This is a genomic window from Bradyrhizobium sp. 1200_D9_N1_1 (genome assembly GCF_052075915.1).
Taxonomy (GTDB): Bacteria; Pseudomonadota; Alphaproteobacteria; order Rhizobiales; family Xanthobacteraceae; genus Bradyrhizobium; species Bradyrhizobium diazoefficiens.
In genome coordinates this window covers 6765482-6782667 of record NZ_CP197226.1, presented here as the reverse complement: position 1 = coordinate 6782667, position 17186 = coordinate 6765482, and the positions used below count along the sequence as shown (strand labels likewise).

Sequence of the window (17186 nt, the reverse complement as noted above, 5' to 3'; positions counted from 1 at the left end):
AGCGGCGCCGTCGGCGCCGCTCTTTGATTTTGGCGCATGGCTTGGCGCCTGCTGACTTATTTTTCACGTGGGTCATACGGTTCCAATTCTTTACGGGTCCCCAACCCTGCGAACCTTAACTCGTTGCAGTGTTTTGGAGACTCAATCGTGAAGTTGTTTTCATTTTCCGCCATTCGCTCCATCCAGTTGAAGATCGCCCTGATCGCCGGCCTCTGCCTGGCCGTGACGTGCATCGTGCTGATCGGCTACGGCCTCTTCTCCACGCAGAGCATGAACCAGTACGTGACCCACGAGGTCATGCAGCTGGTCGACCGTCAGACCAAGGAGAGCCTGATGAACCGGGCCTCCACCGAAGCCAACGCCATCAAGGCTGAGCTGGAGGTCGGGTTTGATGCGGCGCGCACCACCGCACATGCCTTCGCGACCCTCGCCGACGAGAAGACCGGCACTCCGATCGCGGCGCGGCGGACCCAGTTCAACGCGCTTCTGCGTCACGTGCTCGAGCTCAACCCTGCCTTCAACGGCACCTACTCGGCCTGGGAACCCGGCGCGCTGGATGGTGACGATGCGTCGTTCAAGGGACGCAAGGAGGCGGGATCGGATAATACCGGCCGCTTTCTGCCCTATTGGACGCGCAACGCCAGCGGCGCCATCGCCGTTCAGCCGCTCGTCGAGTACGACAGCAGCGAGCGGCATCCCAACGGCCTCGTGAAGGGCGCCTGGTACATCAACCCGAACACCACGGGTAAGGAAAACATCCTGGGTCCGTTGCCCTACATCGTTCAGGGCAAGGCCGTCTTCCTCGCGACCATGTCGGTGCCGGTCATGATCGACGGCAAATTCCGCGGTGTCGCCGGCGCCGACTACAATCTCGACTTCGTGCAGAAGCTGGCCGTCAAGATCAACGGCTCGCTGTTCGAGGGCAAGGGCAAGGTCGCGATCCTCAACGACACCGGGCTGATCGTCGCCAACAGCGCCAATCAGGACGTGATCGGCAAGAACGCCTCCGAGGCCGACGCTCGCTGGAGTGAAAGCCTCGCCATCGTCAAGGCCGGCAAGGGCACGGTGCAGGACGATCCGAAGTTCGCCAACATCGACATCTATGCGCCGATCCGCTTCGGGCTCACCGAGAACGCCTGGTCGATCGTGATCTCGATCCCCCGCGACGTGGTGCTTGCGTCTGCAAGGCAACTCGACGCCTCGCTCAGTGCCCGTGCGACCTCGAACACGTTCTGGCAGCTCGGCGTTGGCCTGGTCATCGTGCTGGCGGCGATCTTCCTGATCTCGTTCGCCGCACGCAAGATCGCGCGGCCGATCCAGGATTGTGCCAATTTCGCCGATGGCATCGCCAAGGGCGATTTCAATCAGCAGCTCGGGATCGAGCAGGCCGACGAGGTCGGTAGGCTGGCGACGTCGCTCAGGTCGATGCAGGGCGACATCAAGCGCAGCATCGAGCAGCGTGCCCAGGACCAGGCGGCTGCCGACCGCGAGCGCCGGCGCGCGATGAACGAGCTGGCCGACAGCTTCGAAGCGTCGGTCGGCGGCATCGTGGAGACGGTGTCGGCCGCGTCCGGTGCGCTGGAATCCTCGGCCGGAACGCTCAGCTCGACCGCCGAACGGGCGCAACAGCTTACCAAGGTCGTCGCTGCGGCGTCAGACCAGGCATCGGGCAACGTGCAGTCGGTGGCCTCGGCAACGGAGGAGATGGCCTCTTCGGTCGGCGAGATCAGCCGTCAAGTGCAGGAATCGGCGCGGATGGCGAGCGACGCCGTCGGCCAAGCCCGAGCCACCACCGAGCGCGTCAGCGAACTCTCCAGGGCGGCCGCCCGCATCGGCGACGTCGTCGAGCTGATCAACACCATCGCCGGCCAGACCAACCTGCTGGCGCTGAACGCCACTATCGAGGCGGCACGCGCCGGCGAAGCCGGCCGCGGCTTCGCGGTGGTGGCCTCCGAGGTGAAGGCGCTCGCCGAGCAGACCGCGAAGGCGACCGGCGAGATCGGCCAGCAGATCTCCGGCATCCAGCTTGCGACCAACGACTCGGTCGGCGCGATCAAGGAGATCTCCTCGACCATCGAGCGTCTGTCGGAGATCTCGTCGGCGATCGCCGCCGCGGTGGAAGAGCAGGGCGCGGCCACGCAGGAGATCGCCCGCAACGTGCAGCAGGCGGCGCAAGGAACCCAGCAGGTCTCTTCCAACATCACCGACGTGCAGCATGGCGCGACCGAGACCGGCACGGCCTCTTCGCAGGTGCTGTCGGCGGCGCAAATGCTGTCGAACGACTCGGGCCGGCTCAAGAACGAGGTCAGCAAGTTCCTGACCAACGTCCGCGCCGCGTAGACCCTCGCACAACCCGTCGATCGAGCGAGGAGCGGCGCCAAAAACGCCGCTCCTTTCATTCTTCCGGTAGCATGATGTCGCTTTTAGGTGGCGTTACGAGGGGTACCCGTAGTCTTGCGGGCAGATCGTTTCATCGATGGTTAAAGCGGATTTTCAAGAATTGGGCGAGGGCGGTCTCGCGCTGCGGCAGTCCTGATTGGAATGATTTCAGACTGAATTCGGTCGTTGGGGGCTTCGATGCGCAAGAACTTTCCTGTCACTGATGTCGAATATCCGGTCAGTGACGAGACACTGATCGTCTCCCGGACCGACCTCAAGGGCAAGCTCACCTATTTCAACGAGGATTTCCTTGCCGCCGCGGGCTTCACGTCGGCCGAGCTGATGGGCCAGCCGCACAACATCGTCCGTCATCCCGACATGCCGCCGGAGGCGTTCGACAATCTCTGGGACACGCTGAAGGCCGGCAAGCCGTGGCTCGGCGCGGTGAAGAACCGCCGCAAGAACGGCGACTTCTACTGGGTGTTGGCGACGGCCTCGCCGATCCGCGAGAACGGCCATGTCACCGGCTATACCTCGATCCGCACCAGGCTGCCGGCCGACCAGCGCAAGCTCGCCGAAGAGGTCTATGCCGCGATCCGCGAGAAGAAGCCGCACGGCTATCGCGTCGATGCCGGCATCATCCGCCGCCGCTCGCTGCTCGATCGCTTCAGCGTCTTCACCGGGACGCTGAAGGCGCGCCTGGTCACGACGATGACGCTCCAGGCGCTGTTTATGCTGGCGCTCGGCATCGGCGGCGCGCTCTCCACCGGCGGTTCGACCAGCCTGGTTCTGACGCTGCTGGCCTTGGTCGGCATCGCCATCGTCGGCTTCGCCGGCCTTGCGACCATGCGCGCGATCCAGGGCCCGATGCGGCACCTCAACGACACCATGCTCAACCTCGTGCAGGACAAGCTCGACAACCGCATCGTCATCGAACGTGACGACGAGATCGGTGAGGCGCTGCGCAACCTCCAGACCGTGCAGACCATCATCCGCTTCAGCCGCGACGAGGTCCAGGCGGTGCAGCGCCGCGCCGAGGAGCAGCGCAAGGCCGGAATGACCAAACTTGCCGACGGCTTCGAGGCCGCGATCGGCGAGATCGTCGAGACCGTGTCGTCAGCTGCGACCGAGCTCGAGGCGTCGGCCTCGACGCTGTCCTCGACGGCGGGCCGGGCGCAGGAACTGGCGACGGTGGTCGCAGCCGGCTCGGAAGAAGCTTCCACCAACGTCCATTCGGTGGCATCGGCCGCCGAGGAGATGTCGTCGTCGGTCCACGAGATCGGTCGCCAGGTGCAGGATTCCACCCGGATTGCGAGCGAGGCCGTCAGCCAGGCGCACGCCACCACCGAACGCGTGAGCGAGTTGTCGCGGGCGGCCTCTCGGATCGGCGACGTCGTCGAGCTCATCAATGCCATCGCGGGCCAGACCAATCTCCTGGCGTTGAACGCCACGATCGAAGCGGCACGTGCCGGCGAGGCCGGCCGCGGCTTTGCGGTTGTGGCTTCCGAGGTCAAGGCGCTCGCCGAACAGACGGCGAAGGCGACCGGCGAGATCGGCCAGCAGGTCGGCGGCATCCAGGCGGCGACGCAGGAATCGGTCGGCGCCATCAGCGAAATCTCCGGCACCATTGCGCGTCTTTCCGAAATATCCTCGGCGATCGCCGCAGCCGTGGAGCAGCAGCGCGCGGCGACCCAGGAGATCGCCCGCAATGTGCAGCAGGCGGCCAACGGCACCCAGCAGGTGTCTTCCAATGTCGGCGACGTCCAGCGCGGCGCATCCGAAACCGGATCGGCGTCTTCGCAGGTGCTGTCGGCGGCGCAGATGCTGTCCCGCGACTCCAACCGCCTCAAGCTCGAGGTCGGCAAGTTCCTGAACTCCGTCCGCGCAGCGTGACGCGTGCGGCCGCATAGCTGCGATGCCGATTTCGCAGTGCGGTAGCAGGGAAGTGAATGCAGGAAAGCTGCCGGTGATTAGCGTTTCCGGCGGTGCTCAGGTAAAGGGGAAATAGGATCCCCGTGGGGGCGGATCCCGTATCCCTGCCTGACCTGGAATTGCCTGGCGCATGATTGCTCTGGTCCGTATTGCCCTGAGCCGACCCTATACGTTTGTCGTGCTCGCGCTCCTGCTCCTGATCATCGGACCGCTGGCGGCCCTGCGGACGCCGACCGACATCTTCCCCGACATCCGCATTCCCGTGATCGGCGTGGTCTGGCAGTACACCGGCCTGCCGCCCGACCAGATGTCCGGCCGCATCACGACGCCGTTCCAGCGTGCGCTGACGACGACGGTCAACGACATCGAGCATATCGTCGCCAACTCCTATAACGGCTTTGGCATCATCAAGATCTTCTTCCAGCCGAACGTCGACATCCGCACTGCCAACGCACAGGTCACAGCGATCTCGCAGACGTTGCTCAAGCAGATGCCGCCGGGCGCGACGCCGCCCTTGATCCTGAACTACTCCGCCTCGACCGTGCCAATCATCCAGGTGGCCTTGTCGGGCGACGGCCTGACCGAGCAGAACCTCGCCGATATCGGCATTAACAATCTGCGCACCCCGCTGGTCACCGTGCCTGGTGCGGCGATTCCGTATCCGTTCGGCGGCAAGCAGCGCCAGGTCCAGATCGACCTCGATCCGACCGCGCTCCAGGCCCGCGGCCTGTCCGGCCAGGACGTCGCCAACGCGCTGGCCGCCCAGAACCTGATCACGCCGGTCGGCACCCAGAAGATCGGCACCTTCGAATACAACATCCAGCTCAACAACTCGCCGCTGAAAATCGACGAGCTCGGCAACCTCCCGATCAAGACCGTCAACGGCGCGATGGTCTATGTGCGCGATGTCGCGACCGTCCGCGACGGCAATCCGCCGCAGACCAACATCGTTCATGTTGACGGCAATCGCTCGGTGCTGATGATGGTGCTGAAGGCGGGCGCGACCTCGACGCTCGATATCATCGCCGGCATCAAGCAGAAGGTGATCGAGGTCAAGGACCAGCTCCCGGACGCGCTGAAGATCGGCTTCATCGGCGACCAGTCGGTGTTCGTTCGCGGCGCGATCGAGGGCGTCGCCTTCGAGGGCGTGATCGCGGCGCTGCTGACCAGCGTCATGATCCTGCTGTTCCTCGGCAGCTGGCGCTCGACCATCATCATCGCGGTCTCGATCCCGCTGTCGGTGCTGGGCGCCATCATCATGCTCTCGGCGATCGGCGAGACGCTGAACATCATGACGCTCGGCGGTCTCGCGCTCGCCGTCGGCATCCTCGTCGACGACGCCACCGTGACCATCGAGAACATCAACTACCATCTGGAGCAGGGCAAGCCGGTCGAGCAGTCGATCCTCGACGGCGCCAACCAGATCGTCACGCCGGCCTTCGTCTCGCTGCTCTGTATCTGCATCGTGTTCGTGCCGATGTTCTTCCTCACCGGTGTCGCGCGCTTCCTGTTCGTGCCGATGGCCGAAGCGGTGATGTTCGCGATGATCTGGTCGTTCATCCTGTCGCGCACGCTGGTGCCGACCATGGCGAACTATCTGCTTAAGGCGCACGTCCATCACGAAGGCGAGCCGCCGAAGTCGCGCAATCCGCTGGTCTGGTTCCAGCGCGGGTTCGAGAAGCGTTTCGAACGCATTCGCGGCGGCTACCATGATTTCCTTGGGCTGGCGCTGGCGCATCGCGCGGTGTTCGTGATCGGCTTCCTCTGCGTGGTCGGCGCGTCCTTTGCGCTGGTGCCGTTCCTCGGGCGCAACTTCTTCCCCGCGGTCGATGCTGGCAACATCCTGATGCATGTCCGCACCCAGGTCGGCACCCGCGTCGAGGAGACCGCGAACCAACTCGCTGACGTGCAGAAGGCCGTGCGCAAGCTGATCCCGGGTGAGATCGAGACCATGACCGACAACATCGGCATGCCGATCTCCGGCATCAACATGACCTACAACAACACCGGCGTGATCGGCCCGCAGGACGGCGACATCCAGATCAAGCTGAGGGAAGGCCACAAGCCGACCGAAGAGCACGTCAAGGTGCTGCGCGAGCAGCTGCCGCGGCTCTTCCCCGGCGTCAGCTTCGCGTTCCTGCCGGCCGATATCGTCAGCCAGATCCTGAACTTCGGTGCGCCGGCGCCGATCGACCTTCAGATCCGCGGCGCCAATATCAGTGCCAACTTCGCTTACGCCAACAATCTGCTGGCCAAGGTCCGCAAGATTCCCGGCGTTGCCGATGCGCGCATCCAGCAATCGCCGAACAACCCGACTTTCAATATCGATGTCGACCGTACCCGTGCGCAATATGTCGGCCTGACCGAGCGCGACGTCACCAACAGTCTCGTGGTCAATCTTGCCGGTTCCTCGCAGGTGGCGCCGACCTACTACCTCAATCCGGATAACGGTGTGTCCTATTCGATCGTGATGCAGACGCCGCAATACCAGATCGACTCGCTCGGCGCGCTGCAGACGCTGCCGATCACCGCCACCGGCAACGCGCAGTCGCCGATCCTCGGCGGCATCGCCGACATCAAGCGCTCGACGTCGAGCGCGGTGGTGTCGCAATACGACATCCAGTCGATGGTGCAGATCTTCGCTACGACCTCGGGCCGCGATCTCGGCGCGGTTGCCGCCGACATCCGCCAGGTGATCGCCGACACCGCGAAGGAGGTGCCGAAGGGATCTTCCGTCGTGCTGCTCGGCCAGGTGCAGACCATGAACAGCGCCTTCACCGGCCTGCTGTTCGGCCTGCTTGGCGCCGTCGTGCTGATCTACTTCCTGATCGTCGTGAATTTCCAGTCCTGGTCCGACCCGTTCGTGATCATCACGGCGCTGCCGGCCGCGCTCGCCGGCATCGTGTGGATGCTGTTCATGACCGAGACCACGCTGTCGGTCCCGGCGCTCACCGGCGCCATCATGTGCATGGGCGTTGCCACCGCCAACAGCGTGCTCGTGATCTCCTTTGCGCGCGAGCGCTACGCGGAGCTCGGCGATCCCGTTGCGGCTGCGCTCGAAGCCGGCTTCGTCCGGTTCCGCCCGGTGCTGATGACCGCGCTCGCCATGATCATCGGCATGGCGCCGATGGCCTTGGGGCTCGGCGAGGGCGGCGAGCAGAATGCGCCGCTCGGCCGCGCCGTGATCGGCGGCCTGATCTTTGCAACCTTCGCCACGCTGATGTTTGTTCCCGTGGTGTTCAGCATGGTACACAAGAAACAAGGCGCCGAAGCCGCCGCCCCCTTGGAGACTCCGCATGTCGCCCACTGAATCCCGTTCCCCGGTGTCGCACCGGAAACTGGGCATCTTCGGCGTGGTGGCGCTGATTGCGGCAGGCCTTGTCGTCGGCACCGGCATCCGCGCGCGCGAGGAGCAGGGCTCCAAGTTGAAGGAATGGACCGATGATCAGGCCGTTCCCAGCGTCGCGGTGACCCAGCCTAACGCCAAGGCGCTCAACGCCACCCTCGATCTGCCGGGCCGGTTGGAAGCCTACTACCGTGCCCCGATCTTCGCGCGCGTGTCGGGTTACCTGAAGAGCTGGAGCGCCGACATGGGGGCCCGCGTCAAGGCCGGGCAGGTGATTGCCGAGATCGAGGCGCCCGACCTAGACCAGCAGCTCTTGCAAGCCCGCGCCGACCTCGCCAGCCAGCAGGCCAGCGCAAGGCTGTCGGAGGCAACGCTGAACAGGCGCAAGACGCTGGTCGCCTCCAACTTCGTCTCTGCGCAGGAGATCGACGAGCGCACCGCCGACCTCTCCAACAAGAACGCCGCGGTGCATTCGGGGCAGGCCAATGTCGAGCGGCTGGAGGCGCTGGCCGGCTACAAGAAGATCACCGTTCCGTTCGACGGCGTGGTCACGGCGCGCGATACCGACGTCGGTGCGCTGATCAATGCCGGCGGCGGCTCGGGCCCGGCGATGTTCGTGGTCTCGGACATCACCAAGCTGCGCGTCTATGTCAACGTGCCCCAGAATTACGTGCCGGCCATCAAGATCGGCGCCAAGGCCATCATCGCGCTACCGGAGTATCCGAACCGGACCTTCCAGGCGACGGTGGAAGCGTCTTCGCAGGCCGTCGACGTTGCCTCCGGCACCACGCGCATGCAGCTTGGCCTGGACAATTCCTCGGGCGAACTAGGGTCTGTACCTAAATAGCGCCACGTGATTCTCTTGCCTACGTGTTGATTCGGGGGCGAGAGAATGCGCGCTGGTTTGTTTTGGCTGAACGACAGGCAATGGGCGCGTATCGAACCGCATCTGCCGAGGGGACTGACGGGGCCGGATCGGGACGACGACCGACGCATCGTCAGCGGCATCATTCACATGCTGCAATCGGGTGCACGATGGCGTGATTGTCCACGTGAATACGGCCCTTACACGACGATCTACAATCGCTTCAATCGCTGGGCCAAGCGAGGACGATGGTGCGCAATCTTCGAAGCGCTGGCCAAGCCTGGCGAAGACGGCGTCGTACTGTCGCTCGACTCGACCTCGATTAAAGCTCACCGGTGTGCCTCCGGCGGAAAAGGGGGGAGCACAATCAAGCAATCGGCCGCTCGCGCGGAGGCCGCACGACAAAAATCCATGCGCTGAGCGATCCGCTCTGCCGGCCGGTCGTCCTGCATCTGACTCCAGGCCAGGATGCCGATATCGCTGCGGCTCCCGATGTCCTGGCGCTCGCGCCACCCATGAGCGTGCTCCTCGCCGACAAAGGGTATGATGGCGACAAGCTTCGCGGCGCAATCATTCGTCGCGGCGCCAAGCCCGTAATCCCCAATAAATCTAACCGTGTCGTCATCCATCGCTTCAACAAACGCGCCTACAAAGGACGAAATGTCATCGAACGCTGCTTTTGCAGGCTCAAGGACTTCCGGCGCATCGCCACGCGATATGACAAGCTCGCCCGTAATTTTTTGGCCGCTGTTCATCTCGCCGCTCTCGTCGCATATTGGCTCAATTGAGTCTGGACCCTAATGCCCGGCGGCTATGCCAGCGTGAAGTTGAGCCTCCAGCGCGACTCCGCGCCGCTCAGCATTCCCGCCAGCGCGCTGATCTTCAACGGCAGCGGCCTGCGTGTCGCGACCGTCGGTGCGGACGACAAGGTGCTGTTCAAGGCCGTGACGATCGCGCGCGATCTTGGCAAGGAAATCGAGCTCGCATCAGGCATCTCTCCGGACGATCGCGTCATCACCGCCCCGCCGGACGGCCTGTCCGATGGCGATCAGGTCCGCGTCGTCGGCGCCGGCGCCAAGGGCAAGCCGGCCACCGCGTCGGAAAAGCAGGCGCCGAAGGGCTAGCTTTTCTTCACCTCGCCCCGCTTGCGGGGAGAGGTCGAATTGCGAAGCAATTCGGGTGAGAGGGACTCTCCGCGAGTCTAACTCTCACGGTGTTTGCGGACGCAGCCCCTCACCCCGACCCTCTCCCCGTAAGAACGGGGAGAGGGAGATCAGGATACCCGCCACTCCGGTACGCCATCGCCGGCCATCGCGATCTCGCCAAGCGAGCCGACCGGCGTGCGATCCATGTTGAGGAGATGCGCCAGCGTCGCGGTATCACCCGCCGGAATCCGTGCCAGCGTGCGGCGGTCATCTTCCGTGCGCAGCATCACCACACCGTGCTCGACATCCCCGCCGCGGCCGTAGAGCACCGTAAAGCTCTCGACCTTGCCCTTGCCCGAGGCTTCCGCGACGAAATTCGGCACCGCGCGCTTGTTGCGGTCGGCCTCTTCTTGCACGCTCGTCTCCTGCGCCAGCGCCGCGCGCGGCGGCGCCTTCGAAACCACCAGCGCATGATGCTTGGTGACGAAGCCGCCCTGGCCGTAGAGCAGGCCGAGCCTGGCGCCATCGCGCAGGCGCCGCACCATCGCGCAGGCCGCATGCGTCATGTAGGTGTTGAGCGGCGCGCCGAAGAAGGTGAGGCCGCCGGTCACGGTCGGCTGCACGTCGGCGGAAAGGCCCAGCGTCCGCCGCGCCATCTTGGGCACGCAGGGGAAGCAGCTATAGAGCTCGATCGCTTCGAATGCCGTGCCGTCGCCGCCGGCGAGGTCCACCGCGGCTTTCAGCACCGCATTCTGCGGATGGCTCTCGTAGAACTGGTCGCGCAGGAGATAGTCGCGCGGCTCCTCCGCCGAGGCGCCGCCGAGCGGATAGACCAGTCTGTCCTCGGCGATACCCGCCGCGCGCGCCCTGGCAAGGCTGGTGAGCAGCAGCGCGCCACCCATGTTGACGCTGGGGTTGGCGACCATGAGCTTGTGGTAAGGCCAGGCGATGAGACGGTTGTCCGCGGTCGGCGTCGTGATCTCGTCCGGCGCATAGCGTCGCTTCAGCCAGGCGTTTGGATTTTGTGCGGCGGCCTCGGAATAGCGCGACCACAGTGTGCCCGATTCTGCCATCGCTTCGCGCGGCGTCTGGCCCCAATGAGCGGAGGAGGCCGCCTCGTAGAACGGATAGACCGTGACGGGCCGGAACACGCCAAGCTTCACGGCCAGCGGTTTCTGAAACGCTGCGCCGCGCTTCGGCTCCTCGACATCATGCGCGAACGGCGTCCAAGGCAGCTTTGCGCCTGCGCGCTCGGCCTTGGTCGCGGTCGACTGCGCCTCCGCACCGCAGACCGCGGCAACGCTGCATTCGCCGCGCGCGATGCGCTTTGCGGCCTCGTGGATGTAGCGGATCGGGCTCTCGCCGCCGACCGGGCCGTAATGGCAATGCGAAGGCGTGATCCCGAGTCGCTGCGCCAGCAGCTTCTCCGGGTCGCGGTAGCGCCAGCTCAGGAAGTTGACGACGTCGAGCGACTGCACCTCGCCGAGCAGCTTTGCCCCGGCATCCGCTTCGGCGCGCCGCAGCGCCTGTTCGAGCAGATCGAACGGCTCGAGGCCCTCGGTGATCTCCTTGGGGCGGTCGACGATCTCGCCGATGCCGACGATGACGGGGATGCGGTCTTCGGGGATGTTGGTATTGTCGGTCATGGCCTCAATTCACGATATCAGTTGCTTCGTCATTGCGAGCGAAGCGAAGCAATCCAGAATCTTTCCGCGGCGGCAGTCTGGATTGTTTCGCTACGCTCGCAATGACGATGTGGGTGCTACTCCGCCACCAGCTCATTCATGTGCTCGACGGCCTCGGCAAACTCTTCCTTGAACTCCTGCACCACCGCGCCCGCCGACTTCACGCTGTCGATCAGGCCGACGCCCTGGCCGACGAAGTAGCTGACGAGATCGCGCGCCCTGGCGTTGCCAGCCGCCGCCGCGCGGTCGATCGAATTGAAGGCGTCGCGGCTGATGATGCTTTGCAGCGGCATCGGCAGCGCACCGGGGCTCTCCGGCGCGCGGTCCCAGGCATCGGTCCACACCGAGCGGAGCTGCCGGGCGGGCTTTCCGGTACGTCCCTTCGAGCGCACCGCGTCACGCGAGGACGCGGCGATCATCTTTTCGCGGAAGATTTCCGTCGTCTCGGCTTCCACGGTCGCGAGCCACACCGAGCCGGTCCAGGCGCCGGCCGCGCCCATCGCCATGCAGGCCGCCATCTGCCGTCCCGTCATGATGCCGCCGGCCGCCAGCACCGGCACGTCGCGGATCTTCTTGATTGCCTTGATCACCTCCGGCACCAGCACCATGGTCGACACCTCGCCGCAATGGCCGCCGGCCTCGGTGCCCTGGACCACGAGGATATCGACGCCGGCCGCGACCTGGCGCAGCGCGTGCTCCTTGGCGCCGACGAGAGCTGCGACCGGCACGCCGTGCTTCTTGCCCATCTCGATCATCGCTTTCGGCGGCACGCCGAGTGCGTTCGCGATCAGCCTGATCGGATGATTGAACGAGACCTCGAGCAGTTGAAGCGCCGTCTTTCCGTCGAACGGCTGCGGCTGGTTGTCGGCCATTTCAGTGGTCGTCAGCTCGATGTCGTACTTCTTCAGGAGGTCGCGCGTGTAGTTGCGATGCTCTTGCGGCACGCGCGCTTCCAGGCTCTTCCAGGTGACGTCCTTCTCGCCCGCCGTCGAGATGTTCTCGGGGATCAGCACGTCGATGCCGTAGGGCTTGCCGTCGACGTGGTCGTCGATCCATTTCAGCTCGCGTTCGAGCGTATCAGGCGTGTGCACGGTGGCACCTAACACGCCGAAGCCGCCGGCGCGGCTGACGGCGGCGACGACGTCGCGGCAATGGCTGAAGGCGAGCAGCGGGAACTCGATGCCCAGCATGTCGCAGATCGGCGATTTCATGGCTCTCTCCCGGCGGCCGTCGCGTTGCTGTTATTGCTTTGCGTTCTTGTTGTCCTTGGCGAAGGCCGTGCGACGCTAACCCATCGTCGCCGGCGATGCCAAGCCGGATTTCGCCGCGCATCTTGCGTATAGGCGCCACGCCACACGAGGAGCCATTCCGTCGCGCAAAATAAGCGGAGCGGCGGCCGTGAATGAGCCTCTTGCGCTTTGGCCGACGTGAGAGAATGCTGGCGAACAACAACAGACAACAACGAGGGAGCGCCAACCGATGTCGCCAGCGCAATCGAGTCCGGCCGAGGCCAGTGAAGCCTATGACGTGGTCATCGTCGGCGCCGGCTTTGCCGGCATGTACATGTTGCATCGGCTGCGCAGGCTTGGCTTCTCGGCGCGAGTCTACGAGCAGGGCGGCGGGGTCGGCGGCACCTGGTACTGGAATCGTTATCCGGGCGCGCGCTGCGATGTCGAGAGCATGCAATATTCCTACTCGTTCTCGGAGGAGCTCCAGCAGGAATGGGACTGGACCGAACGCTACGCGCCGCAGGCAGAGATCCTGAAATACGCCAACCATGTCGCGGATCGTTTCGATCTGCGCCGCGACATCCAGTTCGACACGCGCGTCGAGCGCGCTGTCTTCGATGAACAGACTAATGGCTGGTCGGTGACGATTTCCGGCGGAAAGACGGTCGAAGCGAAGTTCGTCGTGCTCGCCACCGGCTGCCTGTCGAACGCGCGCAAGCCCGACATCAAGGGTCTCGAAAACTTCAAAGGTCCCGTCTACCACACCGGCAACTGGCCGCACGAGCCCGTGGACTTCACGGGCCTGCGCGTTGGCCTCATCGGCACCGGTTCATCCGGCATCCAGTCGGCGCCCATCATTGCCGAGCAGGCAAAGCATCTCACCGTCTTCCAGCGCACCGCGAATTTCTCGATTCCCGCCCGCAACGCCACGCTGACCGATGAGGAACGCGATGCGTTCCGCAACAACTATTCGGAGATCCGTCGCTTCGCCCGCGAGGTCGCGCGCAACGGCATCTATGCCGAGCAGCCCGATCGCGGCGCTCTCGACGACAGCGAGGATGACAGGCACGCCAGATACGGGGCGCGTTGGGATCGCGGCGGGCTCACCTTCATGTACGCCTACAACAATCTCGGCCTGGATCTGGCCGCGAATGACACCGCCGCCGACTACGTGCGCGGCAAGATCACCGAGATCGTCAAGGACGCCAGCACTGCGAAATTGCTCCAGCCGAACAGCCATCCGATCGGCACCAAGCGCATCTGCATCGATACGGATTACTTCGCGACCTTCAACCGGCCGAATGTCTCATTGGTCGACATCAAGACCAATCCGATCGAGGAGATCACCGCGAACGCTGTCCGTGTCGCGGGGGCAGATCACGAGGTCGATGCGCTGGTGATGGCGACCGGCTTCGACGCCATGACCGGATCGGTCGCCCGGATCGGCATTCGCGGTCGCGGCGGGCGGACGCCGAACCAGAAATGGGCCGAGGGCCCCAAGACCTATCTCGGCCTGATGAGCGCAGGCTTTCCCAATCTCTTCATCATCACCGGGCCCGGCAGCCCGTCGGTGCTATCGAACATGATCGTGTCGATCGAGCAGCATGTCGACTGGATCGCCGACTGCCTCCTCCACATGCGCAAGCAAGGCCTCGCCACGATGGAGGCGGACGGAGGGGCGGAGGACAAGTGGGTCGCGCACGTCAACGAAGTTGCCCATGGCACGCTCTATCCGCAGGCCAATTCCTGGTACATGGGCGCCAACATCCCAGGCAAGCCGCGCATCTTCATGCCCTATATCGGCGGCGTCGGGGTCTACCGGCGGATCTGCGACGAGGTCGCGGGGAAGGGGTATGAGGGGTTCGTGATGACACGGGCGGAGCAGCCGCGCAGGGTGGTGACGGGTTAGGCCGGATGCATGACACCGGCGTGAGGCCCGCGCCGGACGCAGAGCCGGCAGGGCTTGTCATCGGCCGCTCGCGGGCTAATTAATGCAGGCGCATCTTTCCGCCGGAGCCCCGCATGACTGACGTCCCCGCCTACGTGCCGCCCAAAGTCTGGACCTGGAACAAGGAGAATGGCGGGCAGTTCGCCAGCATCAACCGCCCGATCGCCGGCCCCACCCACGACAAGGAGCTGCCGGTCGGCCGCCATCCGCTCCAGCTCTATTCGCTGGCGACCCCGAACGGGGTGAAGGTCACGGTGATGCTGGAGGAGCTTCTGGCGCTCGGCCACAAGGGGGCCGAATACGACGCCTGGCTGATCAGGATCGGCAACGGCGACCAGTTCGGCAGCGGCTTCGTCGACATCAATCCGAACTCGAAAATCCCGGCGCTGATGGACCGCTCCGGCCCCGAGCCGGTCAGGGTGTTCGAGTCCGGCTCGATCCTGTTCTATCTCGCCGAGAAGTTCGGCGCCTTCCTGCCGAAGGACATCAAGACCCGCACCGAAGCGATGTCCTGGCTGTTCTGGCAGATGGGCAGCGCGCCGTACCTCGGCGGCGGCTTCGGCCATTTCTACGCCTACGCGCCGACCAAGATCGAATACGCCATCGACCGTTTTGCGATGGAAACCAAGCGCCAGCTCGACGTGCTCGACCGGCGCCTCGCCGACAACGAATATCTCGCGGGCAGCGAGTACACCATCGCCGACATCGCGGTGTGGCCCTGGTATGGCGCGCTCGCCAAGGGGCTGGTGTACGGCGCCGGCGAATTCCTCTCGGTGCAGGACTATAAGAACGTGCAGCGCTGGACCGACGAGATCGCCAAGCGTCCGGCCGTGAAGCGCGGCCGCATGGTCAACCGCGTCTCCGGCGACCCCGCCAGCCAGCTCCACGAGCGCCACGACGCATCCGATTTCGAAACCAAGACGCAGGACAAGCTCGCGCCGGCGACGTAGGTGTCGCTGTCTTCGCCTCTCCCCGCGTGCGGGGAGCTTCGTAGGGTGGGCAAAGCGGAGCGTGCCCACCACGTCATGCGAAGAGCCGAGATGGTGGGCACGGCGCGCGAAGAGCGCGCCTTTGCCCACCCTACGGGACTCTCCCCGCAAGTACGGAGAGAGGGACGGATAGAGTTCAGGCCATGCTCAGCTCGTGCCGGCCGACGACCATCCAGTGCACCTCGTCCGGACCGTCGGCAAAGCGCAGGTGGCGCACGTCCTGGTACATCTCGGCGAGCGGGGTCCAGTGCGAGATGCCGGTGGCGCCGTGCATCTGGATGGCCTGGTCGATGATCTTGCAGGCGCGCTCTGGCACCATGGCCTTCACCATGGAGACCCAGACGCGGGCTTCCTTGTTACCGAGCACGTCCATGGCCTTCGCCGCCTTCAACACCATCAGCCGCATCGCCTCGATCTCGCAGCGCGCCTGCGCGATGATCTGCATGTTGCCGCCGAGATGGGCGATCTTCTTGCCGAAGGCTTCGCGGGTCAGGCCGCGCTGCACCATCAGATCGAGCGCCTTCTCGGCCTTGCCGATGGTGCGCATGCAGTGATGGATGCGCCCCGGGCCGAGGCGGAGCTGCGAGATCTCGAAGCCGCGGCCTTCGCCGAGCAGCATGTTCTCCTTCGGCACGCGCACATTGTTGAAGCGCATGTGCATGTGGCCGCGCGGGGCGTGGTCCTGGCCGAACACGTACATGGGTCCGAGCACCTCGACGCCGGGCGTGTCGCGCGGCACCAGGATCTGCGACTGCTGCTTGCTCGGCGCCGCATCCGGATTGGTCTTCACCATCACGATGAGGATCTTGCAGCGGGGATCCCCTAGGCCGGAGATGTAATACTTCTCGCCGTTGATGACCCATTCGTCGCCGACGAGCTTGGCCGTCGTCGAGATGTTCTTGGCGTCGGAGGAGGCGACGTTCGGCTCGGTCATGACATAGGCCGAGCGGATCTCGCCGTTGAGCAGCGGCTTCAGCCACTTCTCCTTCTGCTCCTTGGTGCCGACGCGCTCCAGCACCTCCATGTTGCCGGTGTCGGGCGCCGAGCAGTTCATCGTCTCGGAGGCCAGCGGGCTCTTGCCGAGCTCGGAGGCGATATAGGCATAGTCGAGATTCTTCAGGCCCTGGCCGGTCTCGTCATCGGGCAGGAAGAAGTTCCAGAGGCCTTCCTTCTTGGCCTTGTTCTTGGCGACCTCGAGTACTTCGAGCTGCTTCGGCGTAAAACTCCAGCGGTCTTCCTTGCTCTCGCCAGCCTTGGCGAACTCGATCGACATCGGCTCGACGGTGTCGCGGATGAACTTCCTGACGTGATCGTAGAGCGGGCGAACCTGGTCCGACATGCGGAGGTCGTTGAGCTCGTCGCCCGGATTGAGCGTGTAGTTGGTGGTGCGGGGAATGTAGGTGTGTTTTGTCATTGTTCCTCCCGGGGGCGCTGAGTTCGTGCTGAACGCGAGAATAGTCGCAGCGTGGCCAAAGTGCGAGCGCGCATTTTTCGCGCGAGCCATGCCACGCGATGGAATATCGCGAGGGCGTTTGAAATGTTGTTTGAACGGAGTGGGTGGCAGGCGCGGGCCGCACTCACGGTTGTCATCGCCCGGCTTGACCGGGCGATCCAGTACTCCGTGACGTCAGCGACTCACGGAGAAGCCGCGGCGTACTGGATTCCCCG

Annotated in this window: 9 protein-coding genes and 2 pseudogenes; 8 read left to right on the top strand and 3 right to left on the bottom strand. The window is 64.6% G+C overall.

Annotated elements, in window-relative coordinates; translation table 11 throughout:
- The first annotated feature begins 147 nt into the window (after window positions 1-147).
- From AB5K84_RS32470 to AB5K84_RS32445, 6 genes and pseudogenes are all read left to right on the top strand, one after another.
- Window positions 148-2340 (top strand): methyl-accepting chemotaxis protein, encoded by a 2193-nt coding sequence (locus AB5K84_RS32470; RefSeq protein ID WP_162603503.1) that lies wholly within the window; start codon window positions 148-150, stop codon window positions 2338-2340.
- Window positions 2341-2577: 237 nt separating this feature from the next.
- Window positions 2578-4272 (top strand): methyl-accepting chemotaxis protein, encoded by a 1695-nt coding sequence (locus AB5K84_RS32465; protein WP_011085717.1) that lies wholly within the window; start codon window positions 2578-2580, stop codon window positions 4270-4272.
- A 169-nt stretch (window positions 4273-4441) separates the two neighbouring features.
- A complete protein-coding gene (locus tag AB5K84_RS32460) occupies window positions 4442-7621 on the top strand; it encodes an efflux RND transporter permease subunit (RefSeq protein ID WP_011085718.1) in 3180 nt (1059 codons plus the stop codon).
- Window positions 7608-8486 (top strand): annotated as a pseudogene (locus AB5K84_RS32455) (efflux RND transporter periplasmic adaptor subunit); the annotation flags it as partial. The gene AB5K84_RS32460 and the pseudogene AB5K84_RS32455, both read left to right, overlap by 14 nt.
- Before the next feature lie 63 nt (window positions 8487-8549).
- Window positions 8550-9310, top strand: a protein-coding gene (locus tag AB5K84_RS32450; RefSeq protein ID WP_110115815.1) for an IS5-like element ISBj2 family transposase whose coding sequence is annotated in 2 segments (ribosomal slippage) — window positions 8550-8889 and window positions 8889-9310 — 762 coding nt in all. Because the reading frame shifts where the segments join, the coding sequence is not laid out codon by codon here.
- Between the two features lie 9 nt (window positions 9311-9319).
- Window positions 9320-9646: pseudogene (locus AB5K84_RS32445) on the top strand (efflux RND transporter periplasmic adaptor subunit); the annotation flags it as partial.
- 149 nt (window positions 9647-9795) lie between these two features.
- On the opposite strand, the gene AB5K84_RS32440 reads toward AB5K84_RS32445, so the two are convergent.
- Window positions 9796-11313: an acetyl-CoA acetyltransferase gene (locus tag AB5K84_RS32440; protein WP_011085720.1), complete on the bottom strand. Its 1518-nt coding sequence runs from the start codon at window positions 11311-11313 to the stop codon at window positions 9796-9798.
- A 116-nt stretch (window positions 11314-11429) separates the two neighbouring features.
- Window positions 11430-12563 (bottom strand): nitronate monooxygenase, encoded by a 1134-nt coding sequence (locus AB5K84_RS32435; protein WP_011085721.1) that lies wholly within the window; start codon window positions 12561-12563, stop codon window positions 11430-11432.
- Window positions 12564-12831: 268 nt separating this feature from the next.
- On the opposite strand from AB5K84_RS32435, the gene AB5K84_RS32430 reads away from it, so the two are divergent.
- On the top strand, window positions 12832-14490 hold the full coding sequence (locus AB5K84_RS32430) for a flavin-containing monooxygenase (protein ID WP_011085722.1): 1659 nt from the start codon (window positions 12832-12834) through the stop codon (window positions 14488-14490).
- 113 nt (window positions 14491-14603) lie between these two features.
- A complete protein-coding gene (yghU, locus tag AB5K84_RS32425) occupies window positions 14604-15479 on the top strand; it encodes a glutathione-dependent disulfide-bond oxidoreductase (RefSeq protein WP_011085723.1) in 876 nt (291 codons plus the stop codon).
- 175 nt (window positions 15480-15654) lie between these two features.
- Here yghU and AB5K84_RS32420 read toward each other — a convergent pair whose 3' ends face one another.
- Entirely contained in the window at window positions 15655-16932 is a 1278-nt protein-coding gene (locus AB5K84_RS32420) for an acyl-CoA dehydrogenase family protein (RefSeq protein ID WP_028172378.1), read from the bottom strand.
- Window positions 16933-17186: the final 254 nt, after the last annotated feature.

What these genes read in the sequence shown, in the direction of transcription:
- AB5K84_RS32420 (WP_028172378.1), bottom strand. Translation starts at nt 16,932, where the DNA reads ATGACAAAACACACCTACATTCCCCGCACCACCAACTACACGCTCAAT.
- AB5K84_RS32460 (WP_011085718.1), top strand. Translation starts at nt 4,442, where the DNA reads ATGATTGCTCTGGTCCGTATTGCCCTGAGCCGACCCTATACGTTTGTC.
- AB5K84_RS32430 (WP_011085722.1), top strand. Translation starts at nt 12,832, where the DNA reads ATGTCGCCAGCGCAATCGAGTCCGGCCGAGGCCAGTGAAGCCTATGAC.
- AB5K84_RS32435 (WP_011085721.1), bottom strand. Translation starts at nt 12,563, where the DNA reads ATGAAATCGCCGATCTGCGACATGCTGGGCATCGAGTTCCCGCTGCTC.
- AB5K84_RS32465 (WP_011085717.1), top strand. Translation starts at nt 2,578, where the DNA reads ATGCGCAAGAACTTTCCTGTCACTGATGTCGAATATCCGGTCAGTGAC.
- yghU (WP_011085723.1), top strand. Translation starts at nt 14,604, where the DNA reads ATGACTGACGTCCCCGCCTACGTGCCGCCCAAAGTCTGGACCTGGAAC.
- AB5K84_RS32440 (WP_011085720.1), bottom strand. Translation starts at nt 11,313, where the DNA reads ATGACCGACAATACCAACATCCCCGAAGACCGCATCCCCGTCATCGTC.